The organism is Citrobacter sp. CRE-46 (assembly GCF_059615875.1).
Map to the genome: position 1 here is coordinate 299,398 of NZ_CM184341.1, position 18,346 is coordinate 317,743.

The 18,346-nt window shown below is 53.3% G+C and carries 20 protein-coding genes and 1 pseudogene; 16 read left to right on the forward strand and 5 right to left on the reverse strand.

Annotated features, from left to right (window positions below; translation table 11 throughout):
* Nucleotides 1–75: 75 nt before the first annotated feature.
* On the reverse strand, nt 76–702 hold the full coding sequence (locus AC534G_RS01410) for a lysoplasmalogenase (RefSeq protein ID WP_038635015.1): 627 nt from the start codon (nt 700–702) through the stop codon (nt 76–78).
* Between the two features lie 141 nt (nt 703–843).
* On the opposite strand from AC534G_RS01410, the gene AC534G_RS01415 reads away from it, so the two are divergent.
* Nucleotides 844–1,203 (forward strand): DUF2500 domain-containing protein, encoded by a 360-nt coding sequence (locus AC534G_RS01415; protein WP_038635012.1) that lies wholly within the window; start codon nt 844–846, stop codon nt 1,201–1,203.
* 100 nt (nt 1,204–1,303) lie between these two features.
* On the opposite strand, the gene AC534G_RS01420 is transcribed toward AC534G_RS01415, so the two are convergent.
* Both AC534G_RS01420 and rsmD read right to left on the reverse strand, forming a co-directional pair.
* Nucleotides 1,304–1,579, reverse strand: a complete 276-nt coding sequence (locus tag AC534G_RS01420; protein WP_042311836.1) for a DUF1145 family protein — start codon at nt 1,577–1,579, stop codon at nt 1,304–1,306.
* On the reverse strand, nt 1,569–2,165 hold the full coding sequence (gene rsmD / locus AC534G_RS01425) for a 16S rRNA (guanine(966)-N(2))-methyltransferase (protein ID WP_110496603.1): 597 nt from the start codon (nt 2,163–2,165) through the stop codon (nt 1,569–1,571). The genes AC534G_RS01420 and rsmD overlap by 11 nt, the downstream gene beginning before the upstream one ends.
* A 276-nt stretch (nt 2,166–2,441) precedes the next feature.
* On the opposite strand from rsmD, the gene ftsY reads away from it, so the two are divergent.
* The 5 genes from ftsY (at nt 2,442) to livJ (ending at nt 8,238) form a co-directional block, all read left to right on the forward strand.
* Nucleotides 2,442–3,968 carry a signal recognition particle-docking protein FtsY gene (gene ftsY, locus AC534G_RS01430; RefSeq protein ID WP_110496605.1) on the forward strand — a complete coding sequence of 509 codons (1,527 nt, stop codon included), beginning with the start codon at nt 2,442–2,444 and terminating at the stop codon, nt 3,966–3,968.
* A 2-nt stretch (nt 3,969–3,970) separates the two neighbouring features.
* A complete protein-coding gene (ftsE, locus tag AC534G_RS01435) occupies nt 3,971–4,639 on the forward strand; it encodes a cell division ATP-binding protein FtsE (RefSeq protein ID WP_006687468.1) in 669 nt (222 codons plus the stop codon).
* On the forward strand, nt 4,632–5,690 hold the full coding sequence (gene ftsX / locus AC534G_RS01440; protein ID WP_038635001.1) for a permease-like cell division protein FtsX: 1,059 nt from the start codon (nt 4,632–4,634) through the stop codon (nt 5,688–5,690). Before ftsE ends, ftsX begins: the two co-directional genes overlap by 8 nt.
* Before the next feature lie 269 nt (nt 5,691–5,959).
* Nucleotides 5,960–6,814 (forward strand): RNA polymerase sigma factor RpoH, encoded by an 855-nt coding sequence (gene rpoH / locus AC534G_RS01445; protein WP_038634997.1) that lies wholly within the window; start codon nt 5,960–5,962, stop codon nt 6,812–6,814.
* 320 nt (nt 6,815–7,134) lie between these two features.
* The gene (gene livJ, locus AC534G_RS01450; RefSeq protein WP_139815584.1) at nt 7,135–8,238 is read left to right on the forward strand and encodes a branched chain amino acid ABC transporter substrate-binding protein LivJ; all 1,104 of its coding nucleotides are present in this window, start codon (nt 7,135–7,137) and stop codon (nt 8,236–8,238) included.
* Between the two features lie 41 nt (nt 8,239–8,279).
* Here the strand turns inward: livJ and AC534G_RS01455 are convergent.
* Nucleotides 8,280–8,374, reverse strand: a pseudogene (locus AC534G_RS01455) (hypothetical protein); the annotation flags it as partial.
* Nucleotides 8,359–8,742, reverse strand: coding sequence for an aspartate 1-decarboxylase autocleavage activator PanM (gene panM / locus AC534G_RS01460; protein WP_038634992.1), 384 nt, complete (start codon nt 8,740–8,742; stop codon nt 8,359–8,361). The pseudogene AC534G_RS01455 and the gene panM, both read right to left, overlap by 16 nt.
* Nucleotides 8,743–9,165: 423 nt before the next feature.
* On the opposite strand from panM, the gene livK reads away from it, so the two are divergent.
* The 10 genes from livK (at nt 9,166) to ugpE (ending at nt 18,345) form a co-directional block, all read left to right on the forward strand.
* The gene (livK, locus tag AC534G_RS01465; RefSeq protein WP_085049032.1) at nt 9,166–10,275 is read left to right on the forward strand and encodes a high-affinity branched-chain amino acid ABC transporter substrate-binding protein LivK; all 1,110 of its coding nucleotides are present in this window, start codon (nt 9,166–9,168) and stop codon (nt 10,273–10,275) included.
* A gap of 61 nt (nt 10,276–10,336) precedes the next feature.
* Nucleotides 10,337–11,263 carry a high-affinity branched-chain amino acid ABC transporter permease LivH gene (gene livH / locus AC534G_RS01470; RefSeq protein ID WP_003827575.1) on the forward strand — a complete coding sequence of 309 codons (927 nt, stop codon included), beginning with the start codon at nt 10,337–10,339 and terminating at the stop codon, nt 11,261–11,263.
* Nucleotides 11,260–12,537: a branched chain amino acid ABC transporter permease LivM gene (gene livM, locus AC534G_RS01475; RefSeq protein ID WP_087856270.1), complete on the forward strand. Its 1,278-nt coding sequence runs from the start codon at nt 11,260–11,262 to the stop codon at nt 12,535–12,537. The genes livH and livM overlap by 4 nt, the downstream gene beginning before the upstream one ends.
* Complete coding sequence (gene livG / locus AC534G_RS01480; RefSeq protein WP_003827578.1) at nt 12,534–13,301, forward strand: high-affinity branched-chain amino acid ABC transporter ATP-binding protein LivG; 768 nt, start codon at nt 12,534–12,536, stop codon at nt 13,299–13,301. Before livM ends, livG begins: the two co-directional genes overlap by 4 nt.
* A gap of 17 nt (nt 13,302–13,318) precedes the next feature.
* Complete coding sequence (gene livF / locus AC534G_RS01485) at nt 13,319–14,032, forward strand: high-affinity branched-chain amino acid ABC transporter ATP-binding protein LivF (RefSeq protein WP_087856271.1); 714 nt, start codon at nt 13,319–13,321, stop codon at nt 14,030–14,032.
* Between the two features lie 99 nt (nt 14,033–14,131).
* Nucleotides 14,132–14,413 (forward strand): hypothetical protein, encoded by a 282-nt coding sequence (locus tag AC534G_RS01490; RefSeq protein WP_069323776.1) that lies wholly within the window; start codon nt 14,132–14,134, stop codon nt 14,411–14,413.
* A 140-nt stretch (nt 14,414–14,553) separates the two neighbouring features.
* Entirely contained in the window at nt 14,554–14,961 is a 408-nt protein-coding gene (locus AC534G_RS01495) for a dTDP-glucose pyrophosphorylase (RefSeq protein WP_085049030.1), read from the forward strand.
* A 237-nt stretch (nt 14,962–15,198) separates the two neighbouring features.
* On the forward strand, nt 15,199–16,515 hold the full coding sequence (gene ugpB, locus AC534G_RS01500) for a sn-glycerol-3-phosphate ABC transporter substrate-binding protein UgpB (protein ID WP_016154831.1): 1,317 nt from the start codon (nt 15,199–15,201) through the stop codon (nt 16,513–16,515).
* Between the two features lie 100 nt (nt 16,516–16,615).
* Nucleotides 16,616–17,503 (forward strand): sn-glycerol-3-phosphate ABC transporter permease UgpA, encoded by an 888-nt coding sequence (gene ugpA, locus AC534G_RS01505; protein ID WP_069323777.1) that lies wholly within the window; start codon nt 16,616–16,618, stop codon nt 17,501–17,503.
* Complete coding sequence (gene ugpE, locus AC534G_RS01510; RefSeq protein WP_006687455.1) at nt 17,500–18,345, forward strand: sn-glycerol-3-phosphate ABC transporter permease UgpE; 846 nt, start codon at nt 17,500–17,502, stop codon at nt 18,343–18,345. The genes ugpA and ugpE overlap by 4 nt, the downstream gene beginning before the upstream one ends.
* The last annotated feature ends 1 nt before the right edge of the window (nt 18,346 follow it).

The following is an 18,346-nucleotide window of genomic DNA, read 5'->3' on the forward strand; positions in this document are numbered from 1 at the left end:
GGCATCCTCCGGTTAATAATCATTTCGTATTAACCGAAGGATACACTCTGGAGTCGACTCCAGAGTCAAGCGATATTAGAGATACAACGAACGAACAATCAGGAAATGTCCGGCGAAGTAGCAGGCGGCGGCAATGGCGTTATCGGCGCGGAAGCGGCGGCGATAATGGCTACCCAGCCAGACAAAATTGCCGATGAACAATAATGAGGCACCGAGGAATGCCGACAGCGCGGGGCCAGTGGGACGGAAGAACCACAGTTCGCCCGCCATCCAGACCATCATCAGCGTGATGCCGATAAAAGTACAGATCGCTAAACGCAGCTCTTCCAGCCGTGTCCAGATGATGGCGATCAGCAACGCCCCCAGCACTACCAATACCAATGGCAAAGGCCAGAAGAACGACAGCGTCATTTGGCTGGCGAAGTAGATGGTATACAGCAGGTGCGAGAGGAAAAACGCCCCCACGGCGTAGAGCAGACGTTGGCGCGGCAACAGCGTCAGCGCATCGCCCAGCAGTGAGGCAAGCAGCCCTGCCAGCACCAGATAGCTGATGGCGTTAAACATTGGCGCCTGCCAGGCCAGCAGCGCCAGCAGGAGTAAAGTGAGGGGTTTAAAGACCCAGCGTTGCCAGGCGGGCCCACGATAGGAAGCATCCACGAACAACCATGCGGAAAGGCAGACAGCGATAAACGACCAAAGCATCTTAGTTCCTTGAATTCGTTATTTTTTCGTAAGCGGGGTGCTTACGGCTCTATTGTTCAGTGTAGAGGTCGACACTGCCAGATGACAACACCATAACAGGCAATGTATGCTTATTTCCGCATTTTCTGATGGGTTAATACTATGAGCAAACCGCCGCTTTTTTTCATTGTTATCATCGTCTTAATTGTTGTCGCCGCGTCGTTTCGCTTTGTCCAGCAGCGGCGTGAAAAAGCGGATAACGATGCAGCACCGCTGGTGCAAAAGCAGGTGGTAGTGAGTAATAAGCGGGAAAAACCACTTAACGATCGGCGATCCCGTCAACAGGAAGTGAGCCCGGCAGGAACCAGCATGCGCTATGAAGCCAGCTTTAAGCCGCAAAGCGGCGGTCTGGAGCAGACGTTTCGTCTGGATGCCCGGCAGTACCATGCGCTAACGGTCGGGGACAAAGGCACGCTGAGTTACAAAGGTTCGCGTTTTATTGATTTTACGGCTGAACGCTAAGGTTTCATCTCACTGATGCCGGATGGCGGCTTACGCCTTATCCGGCCTACAAATTTTGTCGCCCCGGCTCGCAACGCGCCGCCGGGCGAAAACATCCCAGTTACTTCTTCAACTGGTCCTTAATCTTCTTCTGCCAGACCAGCAGCTCAAAGACGCCGAACAGGAAAATGCGGATTTTCTCCCCGCTGGTCATCTGCGGGCCATCTTTTGGCATGGTGCTTTTTAGCAGCGCCAATTGCATGCCGTGCATCAGCACCATAAAGATCAGCGCGACGTTAACGAAGATGTTAAGCGGGCGTGGGAAGGGTTGGAAAATATTCAGTAATAAAAATGCCCAGACGCACAGCATCAACAGACGTCCCAGATTAATTAGCATCGTGCTCTCCTTGTGCTTCACGTTGATACAGGCGGTAGGCGACCTGTCCTGCCACTTTTTCACGGTATAGCGACCAGTTTACCGGAACCGGCGGCAGGCCGTTTTCGACTTCGCTCTCAACGTAAATATACGCTTCATCTGCCAGCCAACCATGGGCTTCCAGAAGCGTTAAAGTTTCTTCCAGTAATCCTTTGCGAAACGGCGGATCAACGAACACCACGTTATGCGGCGTACCGGGTTGGGCCAGAAACGCCAGCGTATTGGTGTTGACGACGCGGGCATGATTTGCCTTCAGCGTAGCAAGATTCTTTTGCAACTGCTGCGATACCGCGCGATCCATCTCCAGAAGCGTCGCATTTGCCGCATAGCGAGAGAGCGCTTCCAGCCCCAACGCGCCGCTGCCGGCGAAGCAGTCCAGGCAATGTGCATCGACCATTACCGGGGCCAACCAGTTAAATAAGGTTTCGCGTACGCGGTCAGTGGTCGGGCGCAGGCCGGGGCTGTCCGGAACCGGGAGTTTACGGCCACGCCATTGCCCGCCAATAATGCGGATCTGGCCGCTACCAGAGTGATTCGGTTTTTTCATTTCTATTATTGCTCAATCCGCCTATAGCATGTCATGCCAGGCGGTGATGTGAGTTAAGTTAACCCTTCGCCTTTCAAGTTACCTCTTCGTTGGCTGCACTTACTCACCCGAATCACTTACTAAAAGTAAGCTCATCGGGATTCGTGCGCTTGCCGCCTTGACGTAACTCGAAATTCATTGGGTATAAGTGATAGACTATTTCATCATTTTTTTAGCTGCTATGTACATAGCGTTGACGCTGTGCCATGAAGCAACAGCGGGGGAGTGTAGTCGCAAATGGCGAAAGAGAAAAAACGTGGCTTTTTTTCCTGGCTGGGCTTTGGTCAAAAAGAGCAGGCACCGGAAAACGAGACAGAACTAAAAAACGAAGAACAACAACCGGTTGCTGAAGAAACTACCGTCGTTGACGAACAGCCGCGCGCCGAGGAAACCCGTAGCGAGGCACAAACACAAGCCTTTGCTGCTGAAGTTGTTGAAGTCACGGAACAAGTTGCTGAAATCGAAAAACTGCAGCCGGAAGCAGCGCCTGTTGCCGGGCAACTGCAGCCGGAGGCTGAGGCGGTTGCTGAATCCACTGTTGAACCTGAAGTGGAAACCCCTGCGGCGGCGGTTATCGAACGCGAAGAATTGCCGCTGCCGGAAGAGGTGAAAACCGCAGATGTTTCTGCCGAAGAGTGGCAGGCTGAAGCGGAAACTGTCGAAATCGTCGAGGCGGTTGAAGAAGAAGCCGAAAACGAACCGCAACTGACTGACGAAGAGCTGGAAGCGCAGGCCCTGGCTGCCGAAGCGGCGGAAGAAGCCGTCATGGTGGTGCCGGTTGAAGAACCTGTCGTTGAAAAACCGGTAGAAGAAGAGGCGGTCCAGGAGCAGGAAAAACCAACTAAAGAAGGTTTCTTTGCGCGTCTGAAACGCAGTCTGCTGAAAACAAAAGAAAACCTTGGTTCCGGATTTATCAGTCTGTTCCGCGGTAAAAAGATCGACGATGATCTGTTTGAAGAGCTGGAAGAGCAGTTGCTGATTGCGGATGTGGGCGTAGAAACGACCCGTAAGATTATTGCGAATCTGACGGAAGGCGCCAGCCGCAAGCAACTCAAAGATGCAGAAGCGCTGTATGGCCTGCTGAAAGATGAGATGGGCGAGATCCTGGCGAAGGTTGATGAGCCGCTGAACGTCGAGGGTAAAACGCCATTTGTTATCTTAATGGTTGGCGTAAACGGCGTGGGTAAAACGACTACCATTGGTAAGCTGGCGCGTCAGTTTGAGCAGCAGGGTAAAACGGTGATGCTGGCGGCGGGCGATACCTTCCGTGCGGCAGCGGTAGAGCAGTTGCAGGTCTGGGGTCAGCGTAACAATATTCCGGTGATTGCGCAGCATACCGGTGCGGATTCCGCCTCCGTTATCTTTGATGCCATCCAGGCCGCGAAGGCACGTAACGTAGACGTGCTGATCGCTGATACCGCAGGCCGTTTGCAGAACAAATCGCACCTGATGGAAGAACTGAAAAAAATCGTTCGCGTCATGAAGAAGCTCGACGAAGAGGCACCGCATGAAGTTATGCTGACTATCGACGCCAGTACCGGGCAGAATGCGATAAGCCAGGCCAAACTGTTCCATGAAGCGGTGGGCTTAACCGGTATCACCCTGACCAAGCTGGACGGTACGGCGAAGGGTGGGGTCATCTTCTCGGTTGCCGATCAGTTTGGCATCCCTATCCGCTATATTGGTGTGGGCGAACGTATCGAGGATTTACGTCCGTTTAAAGCGGACGATTTTATAGAGGCACTTTTTGCCCGAGAGGATTAACAATGATTCGCTTTGAACATGTCAGCAAGGCCTATCTCGGTGGGAGACAAGCGCTGCAGGGAGTGACCTTCCATATGCAGCCTGGCGAGATGGCGTTTCTGACCGGCCACTCTGGTGCGGGTAAAAGTACCCTGCTAAAGCTGATCTGTGGAATTGAACGGCCCAGCGCCGGGAAAATCTACTTCAGCGGGCATGACATCAGCCGTTTGAAAAACCGTGAAGTGCCGTTTCTGCGTCGTCAGATTGGCATGATTTTTCAGGATCACCACCTGTTGATGGACAGAACCGTATTTGACAACGTGGCAATCCCGCTGATCATCGCGGGCGCCAGCGGGGACGATATTCGTCGTCGCGTGTCAGCGGCACTGGATAAGGTCGGGCTGTTGGACAAAGCGAAAAACTTCCCGATTCAGCTCTCTGGCGGTGAACAACAGCGCGTGGGTATCGCCCGCGCGGTGGTGAATAAACCTGCGGTACTGCTGGCGGATGAACCGACGGGGAACCTGGATGACGCGCTGTCGGAAGGGATCCTTCGCCTGTTCGAAGAGTTTAACCGCGTCGGGGTCACGGTATTAATGGCCACGCATGACATTGGACTGATCTCCCGTCGCTCCTACCGCCAGCTGGTCCTGAGTGATGGACACCTGCATGGAGGCCTGGCGCATGAATAGACGTGACGCTATCAATCAAATCAAACAGTTCGGTGGCCGACTGGATCGTTTTCGTAAATCAGGCGGCGCGCCGGGTGACGGTGGTCGCAATGCGCCAAAACGAGCGAAAGCCGCGCCAAAACCGAACTCACGTAAAACCAACGTTTTTAACGAGCAGGTGCGCTATGCGTTCCATGGCGCGTTGCAGGACTTGAAAAGTAAGCCGTTGGCGACGTTCCTCACGGTAATGGTGATCGCCATCTCCCTGACGCTGCCCAGCGTGTGCTACATGGTTTATAAAAACGTAAACCAGGCGGCAAGCCAGTATTACCCTTCGCCGCAAATCACCGTCTATCTGCAAAAAACGCTGGATGATGACGCGGCGGCGCGGGTGGTTGGTCAGTTGCAGGCCGAACAGGGCGTTGAGAAAGTAAATTATCTTTCCCGCGAAGATGCGCTGGGCGAATTCCGTAACTGGTCCGGTTTTGGCGGCGCGCTGGACATGCTGGAAGAGAACCCGCTTCCTGCCGTAGCGGTGGTTATCCCGAAACTGGACTTCCAGGGTACGGAGTCGCTGAACACCCTGCGCGACCGTATTGCACAAATCAACGGTATTGATGAAGTGCGAATGGATGACAGCTGGTTTGCTCGTCTGGCGGCGCTGACGGGACTCGTGGGGCGCGTATCCGCGATGATTGGCGTGCTGATGGTGGCGGCGGTCTTCCTCGTCATTGGTAACAGCGTGCGCCTGAGTATTTTTGCGCGTCGCGATACCATTAACGTGCAGAAGCTGATTGGCGCAACCGACGGATTTATCCTGCGCCCATTCCTTTACGGCGGCGCGCTGCTCGGTTTTTCCGGCGCATTTCTTTCACTGATTTTGTCAGAAATTTTGGTGATGCGTCTGTCGTCAGCGGTGACTGAAGTGGCGCAGGTCTTTGGAACTAAGTTTGATATCAATGGCTTATCATTCGACGAGTGCCTGTTGTTACTGCTGGTGTGCTCAATGATCGGCTGGGTGGCAGCCTGGCTTGCCACGGTTCAACATTTACGCCACTTTACCCCCGATTAAAAAATCTCTGGTATAATCTTTCCCTGCACTGAGTAGTTCGCTCTGCAGGGAAAGAGTCCCTGTTATCTCTTCCCGGCGTATTCATTGTGATGTCACATTTTGTGCGTAATCTATACACATTACGACATGGAACTTGTGGATAAAATCACTGTCTGATAAAAGATTGAATGATATTCTCGTTGCTCATAAGCTCTGGCATGGTTGTTGCTACTGGTTTTTGTTAATTAGTTTTTGCCAACGCGCCAGATGAAAAGATTGAGAGGATTTGAATGACCAAAGAAATGCAAAATTTAGCTTTAGCCCCTGTTGGTAACCTGGAGTCTTACATCCGGGCTGCGAACGCGTGGCCGATGTTGTCGGCTGACGAGGAGCGGGCGCTGGCTGAAAAGCTGCATTACCAGGGCGATCTGGAAGCAGCTAAAACGCTGATCCTGTCTCACCTGCGCTTTGTTGTTCATATTGCTCGTAACTACGCGGGCTATGGCCTGCCGCAGGCGGATCTGATTCAGGAAGGTAATATCGGCCTGATGAAAGCCGTGCGCCGCTTCAACCCGGAAGTGGGTGTGCGCCTGGTTTCTTTCGCCGTGCACTGGATCAAAGCTGAGATCCATGAATACGTTCTGCGTAACTGGCGTATCGTGAAAGTCGCGACCACTAAAGCACAGCGTAAGCTGTTCTTTAACCTGCGTAAGACCAAGCAGCGTCTGGGTTGGTTCAACCAGGACGAAGTTGAAATGGTGGCTCGTGAGCTGGGTGTTTCCAGCAAAGACGTGCGCGAAATGGAATCCCGTATGGCGGCGCAGGACATGACGTTTGATATGTCCTCAGACGACGAGTCTGACAGCCAGCCGATGGCGCCGGTTCTGTATCTGCAGGATAAATCCTCTAACTTTGCCGATGGCATTGAAGAAGATAACTGGGAAGATCAGGCCGCGAACAAACTGACTCACGCAATGGAAGGTCTGGACGAACGTAGCCAGGATATCATCCGCGCCCGTTGGCTGGACGAAGACAACAAGTCAACGTTGCAGGAACTGGCCGATCGCTACGGCGTTTCCGCTGAACGTGTTCGTCAGCTTGAAAAGAACGCCATGAAAAAACTGCGCGCGGCAATCGAAGCGTAATCTTCGCGCATTGCCAATGAACCCTCGAATGTGAATTCGGGGGTTTTGTTTTTTGTAGGCCGGATAAGGCGTTTACGCTGCCATCCGGCAACACCTTTGCCCGATGGCGCTTTGCTTATCGGGCCTACGACCTTTCCTCCTCTCCCCAGACACGAATTTGTTATCTGGATGTAAATTTAGCTATTCCAAAATAATAAAAATCGGGTATGTTTTAGCAGAGTATGCTGCTAAAGCACGGGTGGCTATCCAATAATCGAAATAAAGTGCTGAACAACAACATCACAACACACGTAATAACCACAATAATGGGGATTGTCAGGATGAATATGAAGGGTAAAGCGTTATTGGCAGGATGTATCGCCCTGTCTTTGAGCAACATGGCGTTTGCTAAGGATATTAAAGTGGCCGTTGTCGGCGCAATGTCCGGTCCGGTAGCGCAGTATGGCGATCAGGAGTTTACTGGCGCAGAGCAGGCGATTGCGGATATCAACGCCAAGGGCGGGGTGAAAGGTGACAAACTGGTCGTGGTGAAATATGACGATGCCTGTGACCCGAAACAAGCGGTAGCGGTCGCGAACAAAGTGGTTAACGACGGGATTAAATACGTTATCGGCCATCTGTGCTCATCTTCTACCCAGCCCGCGTCAGATATCTATGAAGATGAAGGCATTCTGATGATTACCCCGGCAGCGACGGCGCCGGAGCTGACCGCGCGTGGTTATAAGCTGGTGATGCGTACCACCGGCCTGGATTCCGATCAGGGGCCAACTGCCGCCAAATACATTCTGGAAAAAGTGAAGCCGCAACGCATTGCCATCATTCACGATAAGCAGCAGTACGGTGAAGGTCTGGCGCGTGCGGTGCAGGACGGCCTGAAGAAAGGCAATGCTAACGTGGTGTTCTTTGACGGGATTACCGCCGGTGAAAAAGACTTCTCGACGCTGGTAGCGCGCCTGAAGAAAGAGAATATCGATTTCGTTTACTACGGTGGTTATCACCCGGAAATGGGGCAGATCCTGCGTCAGTCTCGTGCCGCAGGTCTGAAAACCCAGTTTATGGGTCCGGAAGGGGTAGCGAACGTGTCGCTGTCTAACATCGCGGGTGAGTCTGCGGAAGGCTTACTGGTAACCAAGCCGAAGAACTACGACCAGGTGCCAGCGAACAAGCCGATTGTGGATGCTATCAAGGCCAAGAAACAGGATCCGAGTGGCGCATTCGTGTGGACCACTTACGCCGCGCTGCAATCCTTGCAGGCCGGTCTGAACCAGTCTGACGATCCGGCTGAAATTGCCAAGTACCTGAAAGCAAACTCAGTAGAAACCGTAATGGGGCCGCTGTCCTGGGACGAGAAGGGCGATCTGAAAGGCTTCGAATTCGGCGTGTTTGACTGGCATGCAAACGGGACGGCGACCGACGCCAAGTAATTGAGTGCCGGGTGGCGGCTTCGCCTTACCCGGCCTACATACCTGGAAAATTGCGAGGTGGTTTTTTATTTTTTGCTCCCAGCATGTAGGCCGGATAAGCGTCAGCGCCATCCGGCTTTTTTATCTTTTTTCCCAGCCATCTGCCTGGGCTGTAAAGCCTAACGCCTGCATAAACGCGGCCATCACGCTGCGGTCTTCAACGCCTACATCTGCCATCCACCATGAACTCACACTTGGGTTTTCACGGATCACCTCTTCGATCAAATACTGCCCGACGCCGCGACGACGGGTGATTTCACGTACGCGCAACGAATCCAGAGCACCTTGTGTGCCGCTCAGGGTGACACGTACTGCGCCTAACAGACGCTCGTTAAAACGCGCGGCGTAGATCCGGTGCGTTTCATCTACGCTTAATGATGAGGCGGAATATTCCGGCCAGATTTTGCCCAGATCAATCAGATCCTGGGCGCTAAAGTTGTTTAAACGAACGATGGTCAGCTTCATTAGCAGCATGTCCAAATCACAAAAGATGAGATCAGTGTACCGAAATAATTCGCCCGGATGCTTTCTCTTTTTTATGCGATTAACCAGGTTAATAGTTTTGCGACAACGGTAATGACAGTTTGAAACATTAGAGATTGAAAAACAGGCAGGATAATACCCTGGAATGCAGCATTTTATTCCGCTCTTTGTACCGTTATTTTATGCTGACAAACGTGCTTTTTTTTGTTTATCTATAGTGAAAAGCAGAATATTATCTTTTCTTAATCGACTGAAATATAGAGATTTTAGTCTGATTTTGCTTAAAAAACTGCGCTAACCCATTAATGAGACTGGTAAAAATAGTGCAGTTCAAAAAAAGCACAGTCTGCTTTTTAACCACATAAATACAAAATATTAATTACGTCACGAATGGGGATTCAGTTAATGAAACGGAATGCGAAAACAATCATCGCAGGGGTGATAGCACTGGCAATGTCGCATGCTGTCATGGCAGAAGATATCAAGGTGGCTGTTGTCGGGGCGATGTCGGGTCCGGTCGCGCAGTGGGGTGATATGGAATTTAATGGCGCACGTCAGGCCATTAAAGATATCAATGCCAAAGGCGGGATCAAAGGCGACAAGCTGGTGGCCGTGGAATATGACGATGCTTGCGATCCAAAACAGGCCGTTGCCGTAGCAAACAAAATCGTCAACGACGGTATTCAGTATGTTATTGGCCACCTGTGCTCATCTTCGACTCAGCCAGCGTCAGACATCTATGAAGACGAAGGGATCCTGATGATTTCCCCGGGCGCCACTAACCCGGAACTGACCCAGCGCGGTTACGCACACATTATGCGTACTGCGGGTCTGGACTCCTCTCAGGGACCAACCGCTGCGAAATACATTCTGGAGAAGGTGAAGCCGCAGCGCATCGCCATCATCCATGATAAACAGCAATACGGCGAAGGCCTGGCGCGTTCGGTACAGGACAGCCTGAAAGCGGGCAAAGCCAACATCGTCTTCTTTGATGGCATCACCGCCGGGGAAAAAGATTTCTCTGCGCTGATTGCCCGTCTGAAGAAAGAAAATATCGACTTCGTCTATTACGGCGGCTACTACCCGGAAATGGGGCAAATGCTGCGCCAGGCGCGATCCGTTGGCCTGAAAACGCAGTTTATGGGGCCAGAGGGTGTGGGTAATGCCTCTCTGTCTAACATCGCCGGTGATGCCGCAGAAGGCATGCTGGTGACGATGCCAAAACGCTATGACCAGGATCCGGCGAATAAAGCGATTGTCGATGCGCTTAAAGCTGACAAGAAAGATCCAAGTGGACCATACGTGTGGATCACGTATGCAGCCGTCCAGTCACTGGCGAGCGCAATGGATCGCAGCGGAAGCAAAGAGCCGCTGGATCTGGTGAAAGATCTGAAAGCACACGGGGCTGATACCGTGATTGGGCCGCTGAAATGGGACGAAAAAGGCGATTTGAAGGGATTTGAGTTTGGTGTCTTCCAGTGGCACGCAGATGGTTCATCAACCGTTGCGAAGTAATACCTGAAGACGAGTTATCCCACCGCCCGTGCAAAACGGGCGGGTTAAGAAAGGTTACCTTATGTCCGAGCAGTTCCTCTATTTCTTGCAGCAGATGTTTAACGGCGTCACGCTGGGAAGCACCTACGCGCTGATCGCCATCGGTTATACGATGGTGTACGGCATTATTGGCATGATCAACTTCGCCCATGGCGAAGTGTATATGATCGGCAGCTATGTCTCCTTCATGATCATCGCTGCGCTAATGATGATGGGGATTGATTCCAGTTGGCTACTGGTCGCGGCGGGTTTCGTCGGCGCGATTGTGATTGCCAGCGCCTACGGCTGGAGTATTGAACGGGTGGCGTATCGGCCCGTGCGCAGCTCCAAGCGCTTGATCGCGCTGATTTCCGCTATCGGGATGTCCATCTTCCTGCAAAACTACGTCAGCCTGACGGAAGGTTCACGCGACGTGGCGCTGCCCAGCCTGTTTAACGGCCAGTGGACTGTCGGCAGTAGTGATAACTTCTCTGCATCTATCACCACTATGCAGTTGGTTATCTGGATTGTAACCTTCCTCGCGATGCTGGCACTGACGCTGTTTATCCGCTATTCGCGTATGGGACGTGCCTGCCGCGCCTGTGCGGAAGATCTGAAAATGGCCAGCCTGCTCGGCATTAACACCGACCGTGTGATTGCGCTGACCTTTGTGATCGGTGCGGCAATGGCGGCGGTTGCGGGCGTGCTGCTCGGTCAGTTCTATGGCGTAATTAACCCTTACATCGGCTTTATGGCCGGGATGAAAGCCTTTACCGCGGCGGTACTGGGCGGCATTGGCAGTATTCCTGGCGCGATGATTGGCGGCCTGATTTTGGGCGTTGCCGAAGCGCTTTCCTCTGCTTATCTGAGTACGGAATACAAAGACGTGGTGTCGTTCGCGTTGCTGATTCTGGTACTGCTGGTGATGCCGACCGGTATTCTGGGTCGTCCGGAGGTAGAGAAAGTATGAAACCGATGCATTTTGCAATGGCGCTGCTCTCTGCCGCCATGTTCTTCATCCTGGCGGGCGTCTTCATGGGCGTCCAGTTAGAGCTGGACGGCACCAAACTGGTGGTGGACACCGCTGCGGATATCCGCTGGCAGTGGGTGTTTATCGGCACTGGCGTCGTGTTTCTTTTCCAACTGTTGCGTCCGGCGTTCCAGAAAGGTCTGAAGAGCGTCTCCGGGCCGAAGTTTATTCTGCCAGCGATTGACGGCTCCACTGTTAAACAGAAACTGTTTCTGGTGGCGCTGCTGGTGATTGCCGTGGCATGGCCGTTTATGGTCTCGCGCGGTACGGTCGATATCGCCACGCTGACGATGATTTATATCATCCTCGGCCTCGGCTTAAACGTGGTGGTGGGGCTTTCCGGTCTGCTGGTGCTGGGCTACGGCGGCTTCTATGCCATCGGCGCTTACACCTTTGCGCTGCTGAACCACTATTACGGCCTCGGTTTCTGGACCTGTCTGCCGCTGGCGGGGCTGGTTTCTGCCGCTGCGGGATTCCTGCTCGGCTTCCCGGTTCTGCGCCTGCGCGGTGATTATCTGGCGATTGTGACCTTAGGCTTCGGCGAAATCGTCCGTATCCTGCTGCTCAACAACACCGAAATCACCGGCGGCCCGAACGGTATTAGCCAGATCCCGAAACCCACCTTTTTCGGTCTTGAGTTCAGCCGCAGCGCGCGTGAAGGCGGCTGGGATACCTTCAGCAACTTCTTTAACGTGAAGTATGACCCGTCCGATCGCGTGATTTTCCTCTATCTGGTGGCGCTGCTGCTGGTGGTGTTCTCGCTGTTTGTCATCAACCGTCTGCTGCGCATGCCGCTGGGACGTGCGTGGGAAGCGCTGCGTGAAGATGAAATCGCCTGCCGTTCGCTGGGCTTAAATCCTACACGCATCAAGCTGACCGCCTTTACCATCAGCGCCGCGTTCGCGGGTTTTGCCGGCACGCTGTTTGCCGCGCGGCAGGGTTTTGTCAGCCCGGAATCGTTCACCTTTGCCGAGTCGGCCTTTGTATTGGCGATTGTGGTACTGGGTGGAATGGGCTCGCAGTTTGCGGTCATTCTCGCAGCTATCCTGCTGGTGGTGTCACGCGAACTGATGCGTGATTTCAATGAATACAGCATGTTAATGCTGGGTGGTTTGATGGTACTGATGATGATCTGGCGTCCGCAGGGCTTGTTACCGATGACCCGTCCGCAGTTGAAGCTGAAAAACGGGGACGCAAAAGGAGAGCAGGCATGAGTCAGCCATTATTATCCGTTAACGGCCTGATGATGCGCTTCGGCGGTCTGCTGGCGGTGAACAACGTTGAGCTGGAACTGAGACCGCAGGAAATCGTCTCGTTAATCGGGCCGAACGGCGCGGGAAAAACCACGGTCTTTAACTGCCTGACCGGTTTTTATAAACCGACGGGTGGGACGATTAAGCTGCGTGACCAGCATCTGGAAGGGCTGCCGGGTCAGCAAATTGCGCGTATGGGCGTGGTGCGTACTTTCCAGCACGTACGCCTGTTTCGCGAAATGACGGTGATTGAAAACTTGCTGGTGGCGCAACATCAGCAATTGAAAACCGGTGTCTTTTCCGGTCTGTTAAAAACGCCGTCGTTTCGTCGCGCGCAAAGTGAAGCCCTGGATCGCGCCGCTACCTGGCTTGCGCGTATTGGTTTGCTGGAGCATGCCAACCGCCAGGCCAGTAACCTCGCCTACGGTGACCAGCGTCGTCTGGAGATCGCCCGCTGCATGGTGACGCAACCGGAGATCCTGATGCTTGACGAGCCTGCCGCTGGCCTCAACCCGAAAGAGACCAAAGAGCTGGACGAGCTGATTGCCGAGCTGCGCAATCATCACAACACCACCATTCTGTTGATTGAGCACGATATGAAACTGGTGATGGGCATTTCCGACCGTATTTACGTGGTAAACCAGGGCACGCCGCTGGCGAACGGGACGCCGGAACAGATTCGTAATAACCCGGACGTGATCCGCGCCTATTTAGGTGAAGCATAATGGTGGCGAGGCATACTATGGATAAGGCGATGTTATCGTTCGATAAAGTCAGTGCCCACTACGGCAAAATTCAGGCGCTGCACGAGGTGAGCCTGTATATCAATCAGGGTGAAATCGTAACGCTTATCGGTGCCAACGGCGCGGGGAAAACCACCCTGCTCGGTACGTTATGCGGCGACCCACGCGCGACCAGCGGACGCATTGTCTTTGATGGTAAAGACATTACCGACTGGCAAACGGCTAAAATCATGCGTGAAGCGGTGGCGATCGTCCCGGAAGGGCGTCGTGTGTTTTCGCGCATGACGGTGGAAGAGAACCTGGCGATGGGCGGTTTCTTTGCCGAGAAGGACCAGTTTCAGGAACGTATCAAATGGGTGTATGACCTGTTTCCGCGCCTGCATGAGCGTCGCATTCAGCGTGCGGGTACCATGTCCGGCGGTGAACAGCAGATGCTGGCGATAGGTCGTGCGCTGATGAGCCAGCCCCGGCTATTGTTACTTGATGAGCCGTCGCTGGGTCTGGCGCCGATTATCATCCAGCAGATCTTTAATACCATCGAGCAGTTGCGCGAGCAGGGGATGACCATCTTCCTCGTCGAGCAGAACGCCAACCAGGCGCTGAAACTCGCCGACCGCGGCTACGTGCTGGAAAACGGTCATGTGGTACTGGAAGACACCGGCGATGCGCTACTGGCGAATGAAGCGGTGCGTAGCGCTTATCTGGGCGGTTAAGATTTCTCTTAAGAGCTAAGGGGCCTGATGGCCCCTTTATTATCGCGTTATGTTATTATTGAGAATGGTTATCAATAATAACATGAACATGGAGAAAGGATGATACGTTCAGGTACCTGCATGATGATTGGAACTCTGTTATTGGCGTTTGCATCTGGTGTTCAGGCACTGGAACCGCAAACGTTCGACCCGCGCGATCCATCTATCTGGGAAGAGAAACCGGCCAACCCGTTGGCACAATCCAGCTCGCCCTGCGAAGTATTCACCAGCTCGGTATGCCCTGGCTGGGAAGATGAAAAATCAGATATCCAACGTGAACGTGAGCGGCGGGAACAGCAGCGTTTACAGAATGAATTTGAGCGACGCTGGCGTCGGGATTAACGTTACCGGAGTCAATGGGCAGCGTGTCAGGTAACGTCGCTAGCTAAATCTGCAGGTATTGCGAGCCTTGTCCCAGCAAGTATTGGTTATTTGCTGCATAATCAACGGCTTGATGTATATCTTGAGTCAATGGTAATTGAATGAATGATTTACCGCGTCAAACTGACGTGCTGCCCATGCCCGCAATAGACGGTGTCACGGTCTCTTTTAATGGACTGCACTATCTGCGCCCCGAGCTACTTCTGGATTTCGTGAGTATCAGTAGCGCGCCGTTGCTTGCCGTTACGCCTGTTGCATTGCTGTACTCTTCTGTTGGTGTGCTGCAGCAGGTCGACTTACGCAAGCTGCCGGTTGAAGTCGTTGGCCGTGTGGTTTATCCCATCACTTCGCTGAAGCTTCCTGCGTTACGAGGAAAGCTCATCATTAACGCCCAGTCGCGACGGCTCAAGTTTCTGGAAAGTCTGGCGGCGATATCGCCGGAAGATAATATCCACGGTATGCAGGTCCTGGGACTGGCGCTGGAGTTTACGTTCGCACAGCCTGAGTGATCTCATCTGTACGGCAAATCTTTTTATGGGCCGGGTAAGGCACCTCCCCGGCTTTGTTGTGCTCCACCCCGCATTTTCCTGTCACTCCGCTTTCACCGCCTTGCCATCTGTTTGTCGCCTTACTATCTTTTTTTTGTAATAAAAAAGTTATTTTTCTGTCATTCGAGCATGTCATGTTACCCCCGCGAGCATAAAACGCGTGATATCGCGCATCCGGCACAACAAGAGAGATAACCGATGATATCGTTACGACATACAGCTTTAGGACTGGCACTTAGCCTGGCATTTGCAGGTCAGGCGCTGGCAGTCACCACCATCCCGTTCTGGCACTCAATGGAAGGCGAACTGGGTAAAGAAGTTGATTCACTGGCGCAACGTTTTAATGCCGCCAATCCCGACTACAAAATTGTTCCACAGTATAAAGGCAACTATGAGCAAAGCCTGAGCGCAGGTATTGCCGCCTTCCGTACCGGAAACGCGCCTGCGCTGCTGCAGGTTTATGAAGTGGGGACGGCAACGATGATGGCCTCGAAAGCCATTAAACCGGTCTATGAAGTATTCAAAGAGGCCGGTATTAACTTTGATGAATCTCAGTTCGTGCCGACGGTTTCCGGTTATTACACTGACTCGAAAAGCGGACATTTACTCTCCCAGCCGTTTAACAGCTCCACGCCGGTGCTGTATTACAACAAAGACGCCTTCAAAAAAGCCGGTTTAGACCCTGAGCAACCGCCAAAAACCTGGCAGGATCTGGCGGAATACACCGCGAAGCTGAAAGCCGCAGGTATGAAGTGTGGCTATGCCAGCGGTTGGCAGGGCTGGATCCAGATTGAAAACTTCAGCGCCTGGAACGGCCTGCCGGTCGCCACCAAAAACAACGGTTTTGACGGCACTGATGCGGTGCTGGAGTTCAATAAGCCGGAGCAGGTGAAACACATTGCACTACTGGAAGAGCTGAATAAAAAGGGCGACTTCAGCTACTTTGGACGTAAAGATGAATCCACCGAGAAGTTCTACAACGGGGATTGCGCCATTACCACCGCTTCTTCAGGTTCTCTGGCCGACATCCGCCACTACGCCAAATTCAACTATGGCGTCGGCATGATGCCGTACGATGCCGATGTGAAGGGCGCACCGCAGAACGCGATTATCGGTGGAGCCAGTCTGTGGGTGATGCAGGGCAAAGACAAAGCCACCTACGAAGGCGTGGCGCAATTCCTTAACTTCCTCGCGAAACCAGAGATTGCTGCCGAATGGCACCAGAAAACCGGCTATCTGCCGATCACCACCGCCGCGTACGATCTGACTCGCGAGCAGGGCTTCTATGATAAGAACCCCGGGGCCGATATCGCCACCCGTCAGATGCTGAACAAACCGCCGTTACCGTTCACTAAAGGGCTGCGTCTGGGCAACATGCCGCAGATCCGTACCATCGTGGATGAAGAGCTGGAAAGCGTGTGGACCGGAAAGAAAACCCCACAGCAGGCGTTGGATGCCGCGGTTGAGCGTGGCAATCAGTTACTGCGCCGCTTTGAGCAATCGACCAAATCGTAATGTGAAATGCCGGGTGGCGGCTGCGCCTTACCCGGCCTACAAATGCGCGTAGGTCGGATAAGCGTAGCGCCATCTGGCGCTGTTCAGGAATCAAACCTCAATGTCCTCATCCCGTCCGGTGTTTCGCTCGCGCTGGCTTCCCTATTTACTGGTGGCCCCGCAGTTGGTTATCACCGTTATTTTCTTTATCTGGCCCGCCGGTGAAGCGCTGTGGTACTCGCTACAAAGCGTTGATCCTTTTGGCCTTTCCAGCCAGTTTGTCGGACTGGAAAACTTTGTCGCGCTGTTCCATGACCCGTACTACCTTGATTCGTTCTGGACGACGATAAAGTTCAGTACGCTGGTTACGGTAAGCGGCCTGCTGGTGTCGCTGTTTTTTGCTGCGCTGGTGAATTATGTCGTGCGCGGTAGCCGTTTTTACCAGACGTTGATGCTGTTGCCCTACGCCGTTGCGCCCGCCGTTGCCGCCGTACTGTGGATCTTCCTGTTTAACCCGGGTCGCGGGCTGATCACCCATTTGCTCGCTGAGTTTGGCTATGACTGGAATCACGCGCAAAACAGCGGTCAGGCCATGTTTCTGGTGGTGTTCGCGTCGGTCTGGAAGCAGATTAGTTACAACTTCCTGTTCTTTTTTGCCGCACTGCAATCTATTCCCCGGTCGTTGATCGAAGCCGCCGCGATTGATGGCGCAGGGCCGATTCGCCGTTTCTTTAAACTGGCGCTACCGCTGATTGCGCCGGTCAGTTTCTTTTTGCTGGTGGTGAATCTGGTGTATGCCTTCTTTGACACCTTCCCGGTGATCGACGCCGCCACGGCAGGTGGGCCGGTACAGGCGACCACGACGTTGATTTATAAGATCTATCGTGAAGGCTTTGTCGGCCTGGATCTCTCTGCGTCAGCCGCGCAGTCGGTGGTGCTGATGTTCCTGGTCATTATTTTGACGGTGGTGCAGTTCCGCTATGTGGAAAGTAAGGTGCGTTACCAATGATTGAGAACCGTCGTGGGCTGACAATATTCAGCCATACCATGCTGATGCTGGGAATCATGGTGATCCTGTTCCCGTTGTACGTCGCGTTTGTCGCGGCGACGCTGGACAACAAAGCGGTATTTGAAACGCCGATGACGCTGATTCCCGGCACGCAGTTGCTGGAAAACATGAAATACATCTGGGTCAACGGCGTGGGCGTCAACAGCGCGCCGTTCTGGCTGATGATGCTCAACAGTTTCATCATGGCGTTCAGTATTACGGTGGGGAAAATCACCGTCTCTATGCTCTCCGCGTTCGCCATCGTCTGGTTTCGCTTTCCGCTGCGCAATCTGTTCTTCTGGATGATTTTCATCACCCTGATGCTGCCGGTTGAGGTGCGTATTTTCCCGACGGTAGAAGTGATCGCCAACCTGAAAATGCTCGACAGCTACGCGGGCCTGACGCTGCCGCTGATGGCGTCGGCTACCGCGACCTTCCTGTTCCGTCAGTTCTTTATGACCCTGCCGGATGAGCTGGTTGAAGCGGCGCGTATTGACGGCGCGTCACCGATGCGTTTTTTCCGCGATATCGTGCTACCGCTGTCAAAAACCAATCTGGCGGCGCTGTTCGTGATCACCTTTATTTACGGCTGGAACCAGTATTTGTGGCCGTTGTTAATTATTACCGATGTCAACCTGGGCACTGCGGTAGCGGGCATCAAAGGCATGATCGCCACCGGCGAAGGTACCACCCAATGGAATCAGGTGATGGCAGCCATGCTGCTGACGCTCATCCCTCCGGTAATCATCGTGTTAGCCATGCAGCGTGCCTTCGTGCGTGGTTTAGTGGACAGTGAGAAATAAA

Coding starts and splice junctions, on each gene's coding strand:
- ugpE (WP_006687455.1), top strand. CDS start 17,500: ATGATTGAGAACCGTCGTGGGCTGACAATATTCAGCCATACCATGCTG.
- rsmD (WP_110496603.1), bottom strand. CDS start 2,165: ATGAAAAAACCGAATCACTCTGGTAGCGGCCAGATCCGCATTATTGGC.
- AC534G_RS01490 (WP_069323776.1), top strand. CDS start 14,132: ATGATACGTTCAGGTACCTGCATGATGATTGGAACTCTGTTATTGGCG.
- livF (WP_087856271.1), top strand. CDS start 13,319: ATGGATAAGGCGATGTTATCGTTCGATAAAGTCAGTGCCCACTACGGC.
- AC534G_RS01495 (WP_085049030.1), top strand. CDS start 14,554: ATGAATGATTTACCGCGTCAAACTGACGTGCTGCCCATGCCCGCAATA.
- ugpA (WP_069323777.1), top strand. CDS start 16,616: ATGTCCTCATCCCGTCCGGTGTTTCGCTCGCGCTGGCTTCCCTATTTA.
- ftsE (WP_006687468.1), top strand. CDS start 3,971: ATGATTCGCTTTGAACATGTCAGCAAGGCCTATCTCGGTGGGAGACAA.
- ugpB (WP_016154831.1), top strand. CDS start 15,199: ATGATATCGTTACGACATACAGCTTTAGGACTGGCACTTAGCCTGGCA.
- AC534G_RS01420 (WP_042311836.1), bottom strand. CDS start 1,579: ATGCTAATTAATCTGGGACGTCTGTTGATGCTGTGCGTCTGGGCATTT.
- AC534G_RS01415 (WP_038635012.1), top strand. CDS start 844: ATGAGCAAACCGCCGCTTTTTTTCATTGTTATCATCGTCTTAATTGTT.
- panM (WP_038634992.1), bottom strand. CDS start 8,742: ATGAAGCTGACCATCGTTCGTTTAAACAACTTTAGCGCCCAGGATCTG.
- ftsY (WP_110496605.1), top strand. CDS start 2,442: ATGGCGAAAGAGAAAAAACGTGGCTTTTTTTCCTGGCTGGGCTTTGGT.
- livG (WP_003827578.1), top strand. CDS start 12,534: ATGAGTCAGCCATTATTATCCGTTAACGGCCTGATGATGCGCTTCGGC.
- AC534G_RS01410 (WP_038635015.1), bottom strand. CDS start 702: ATGCTTTGGTCGTTTATCGCTGTCTGCCTTTCCGCATGGTTGTTCGTG.
- ftsX (WP_038635001.1), top strand. CDS start 4,632: ATGAATAGACGTGACGCTATCAATCAAATCAAACAGTTCGGTGGCCGA.
- livM (WP_087856270.1), top strand. CDS start 11,260: ATGAAACCGATGCATTTTGCAATGGCGCTGCTCTCTGCCGCCATGTTC.
- livJ (WP_139815584.1), top strand. CDS start 7,135: ATGAATATGAAGGGTAAAGCGTTATTGGCAGGATGTATCGCCCTGTCT.
- livH (WP_003827575.1), top strand. CDS start 10,337: ATGTCCGAGCAGTTCCTCTATTTCTTGCAGCAGATGTTTAACGGCGTC.
- rpoH (WP_038634997.1), top strand. CDS start 5,960: ATGACCAAAGAAATGCAAAATTTAGCTTTAGCCCCTGTTGGTAACCTG.
- livK (WP_085049032.1), top strand. CDS start 9,166: ATGAAACGGAATGCGAAAACAATCATCGCAGGGGTGATAGCACTGGCA.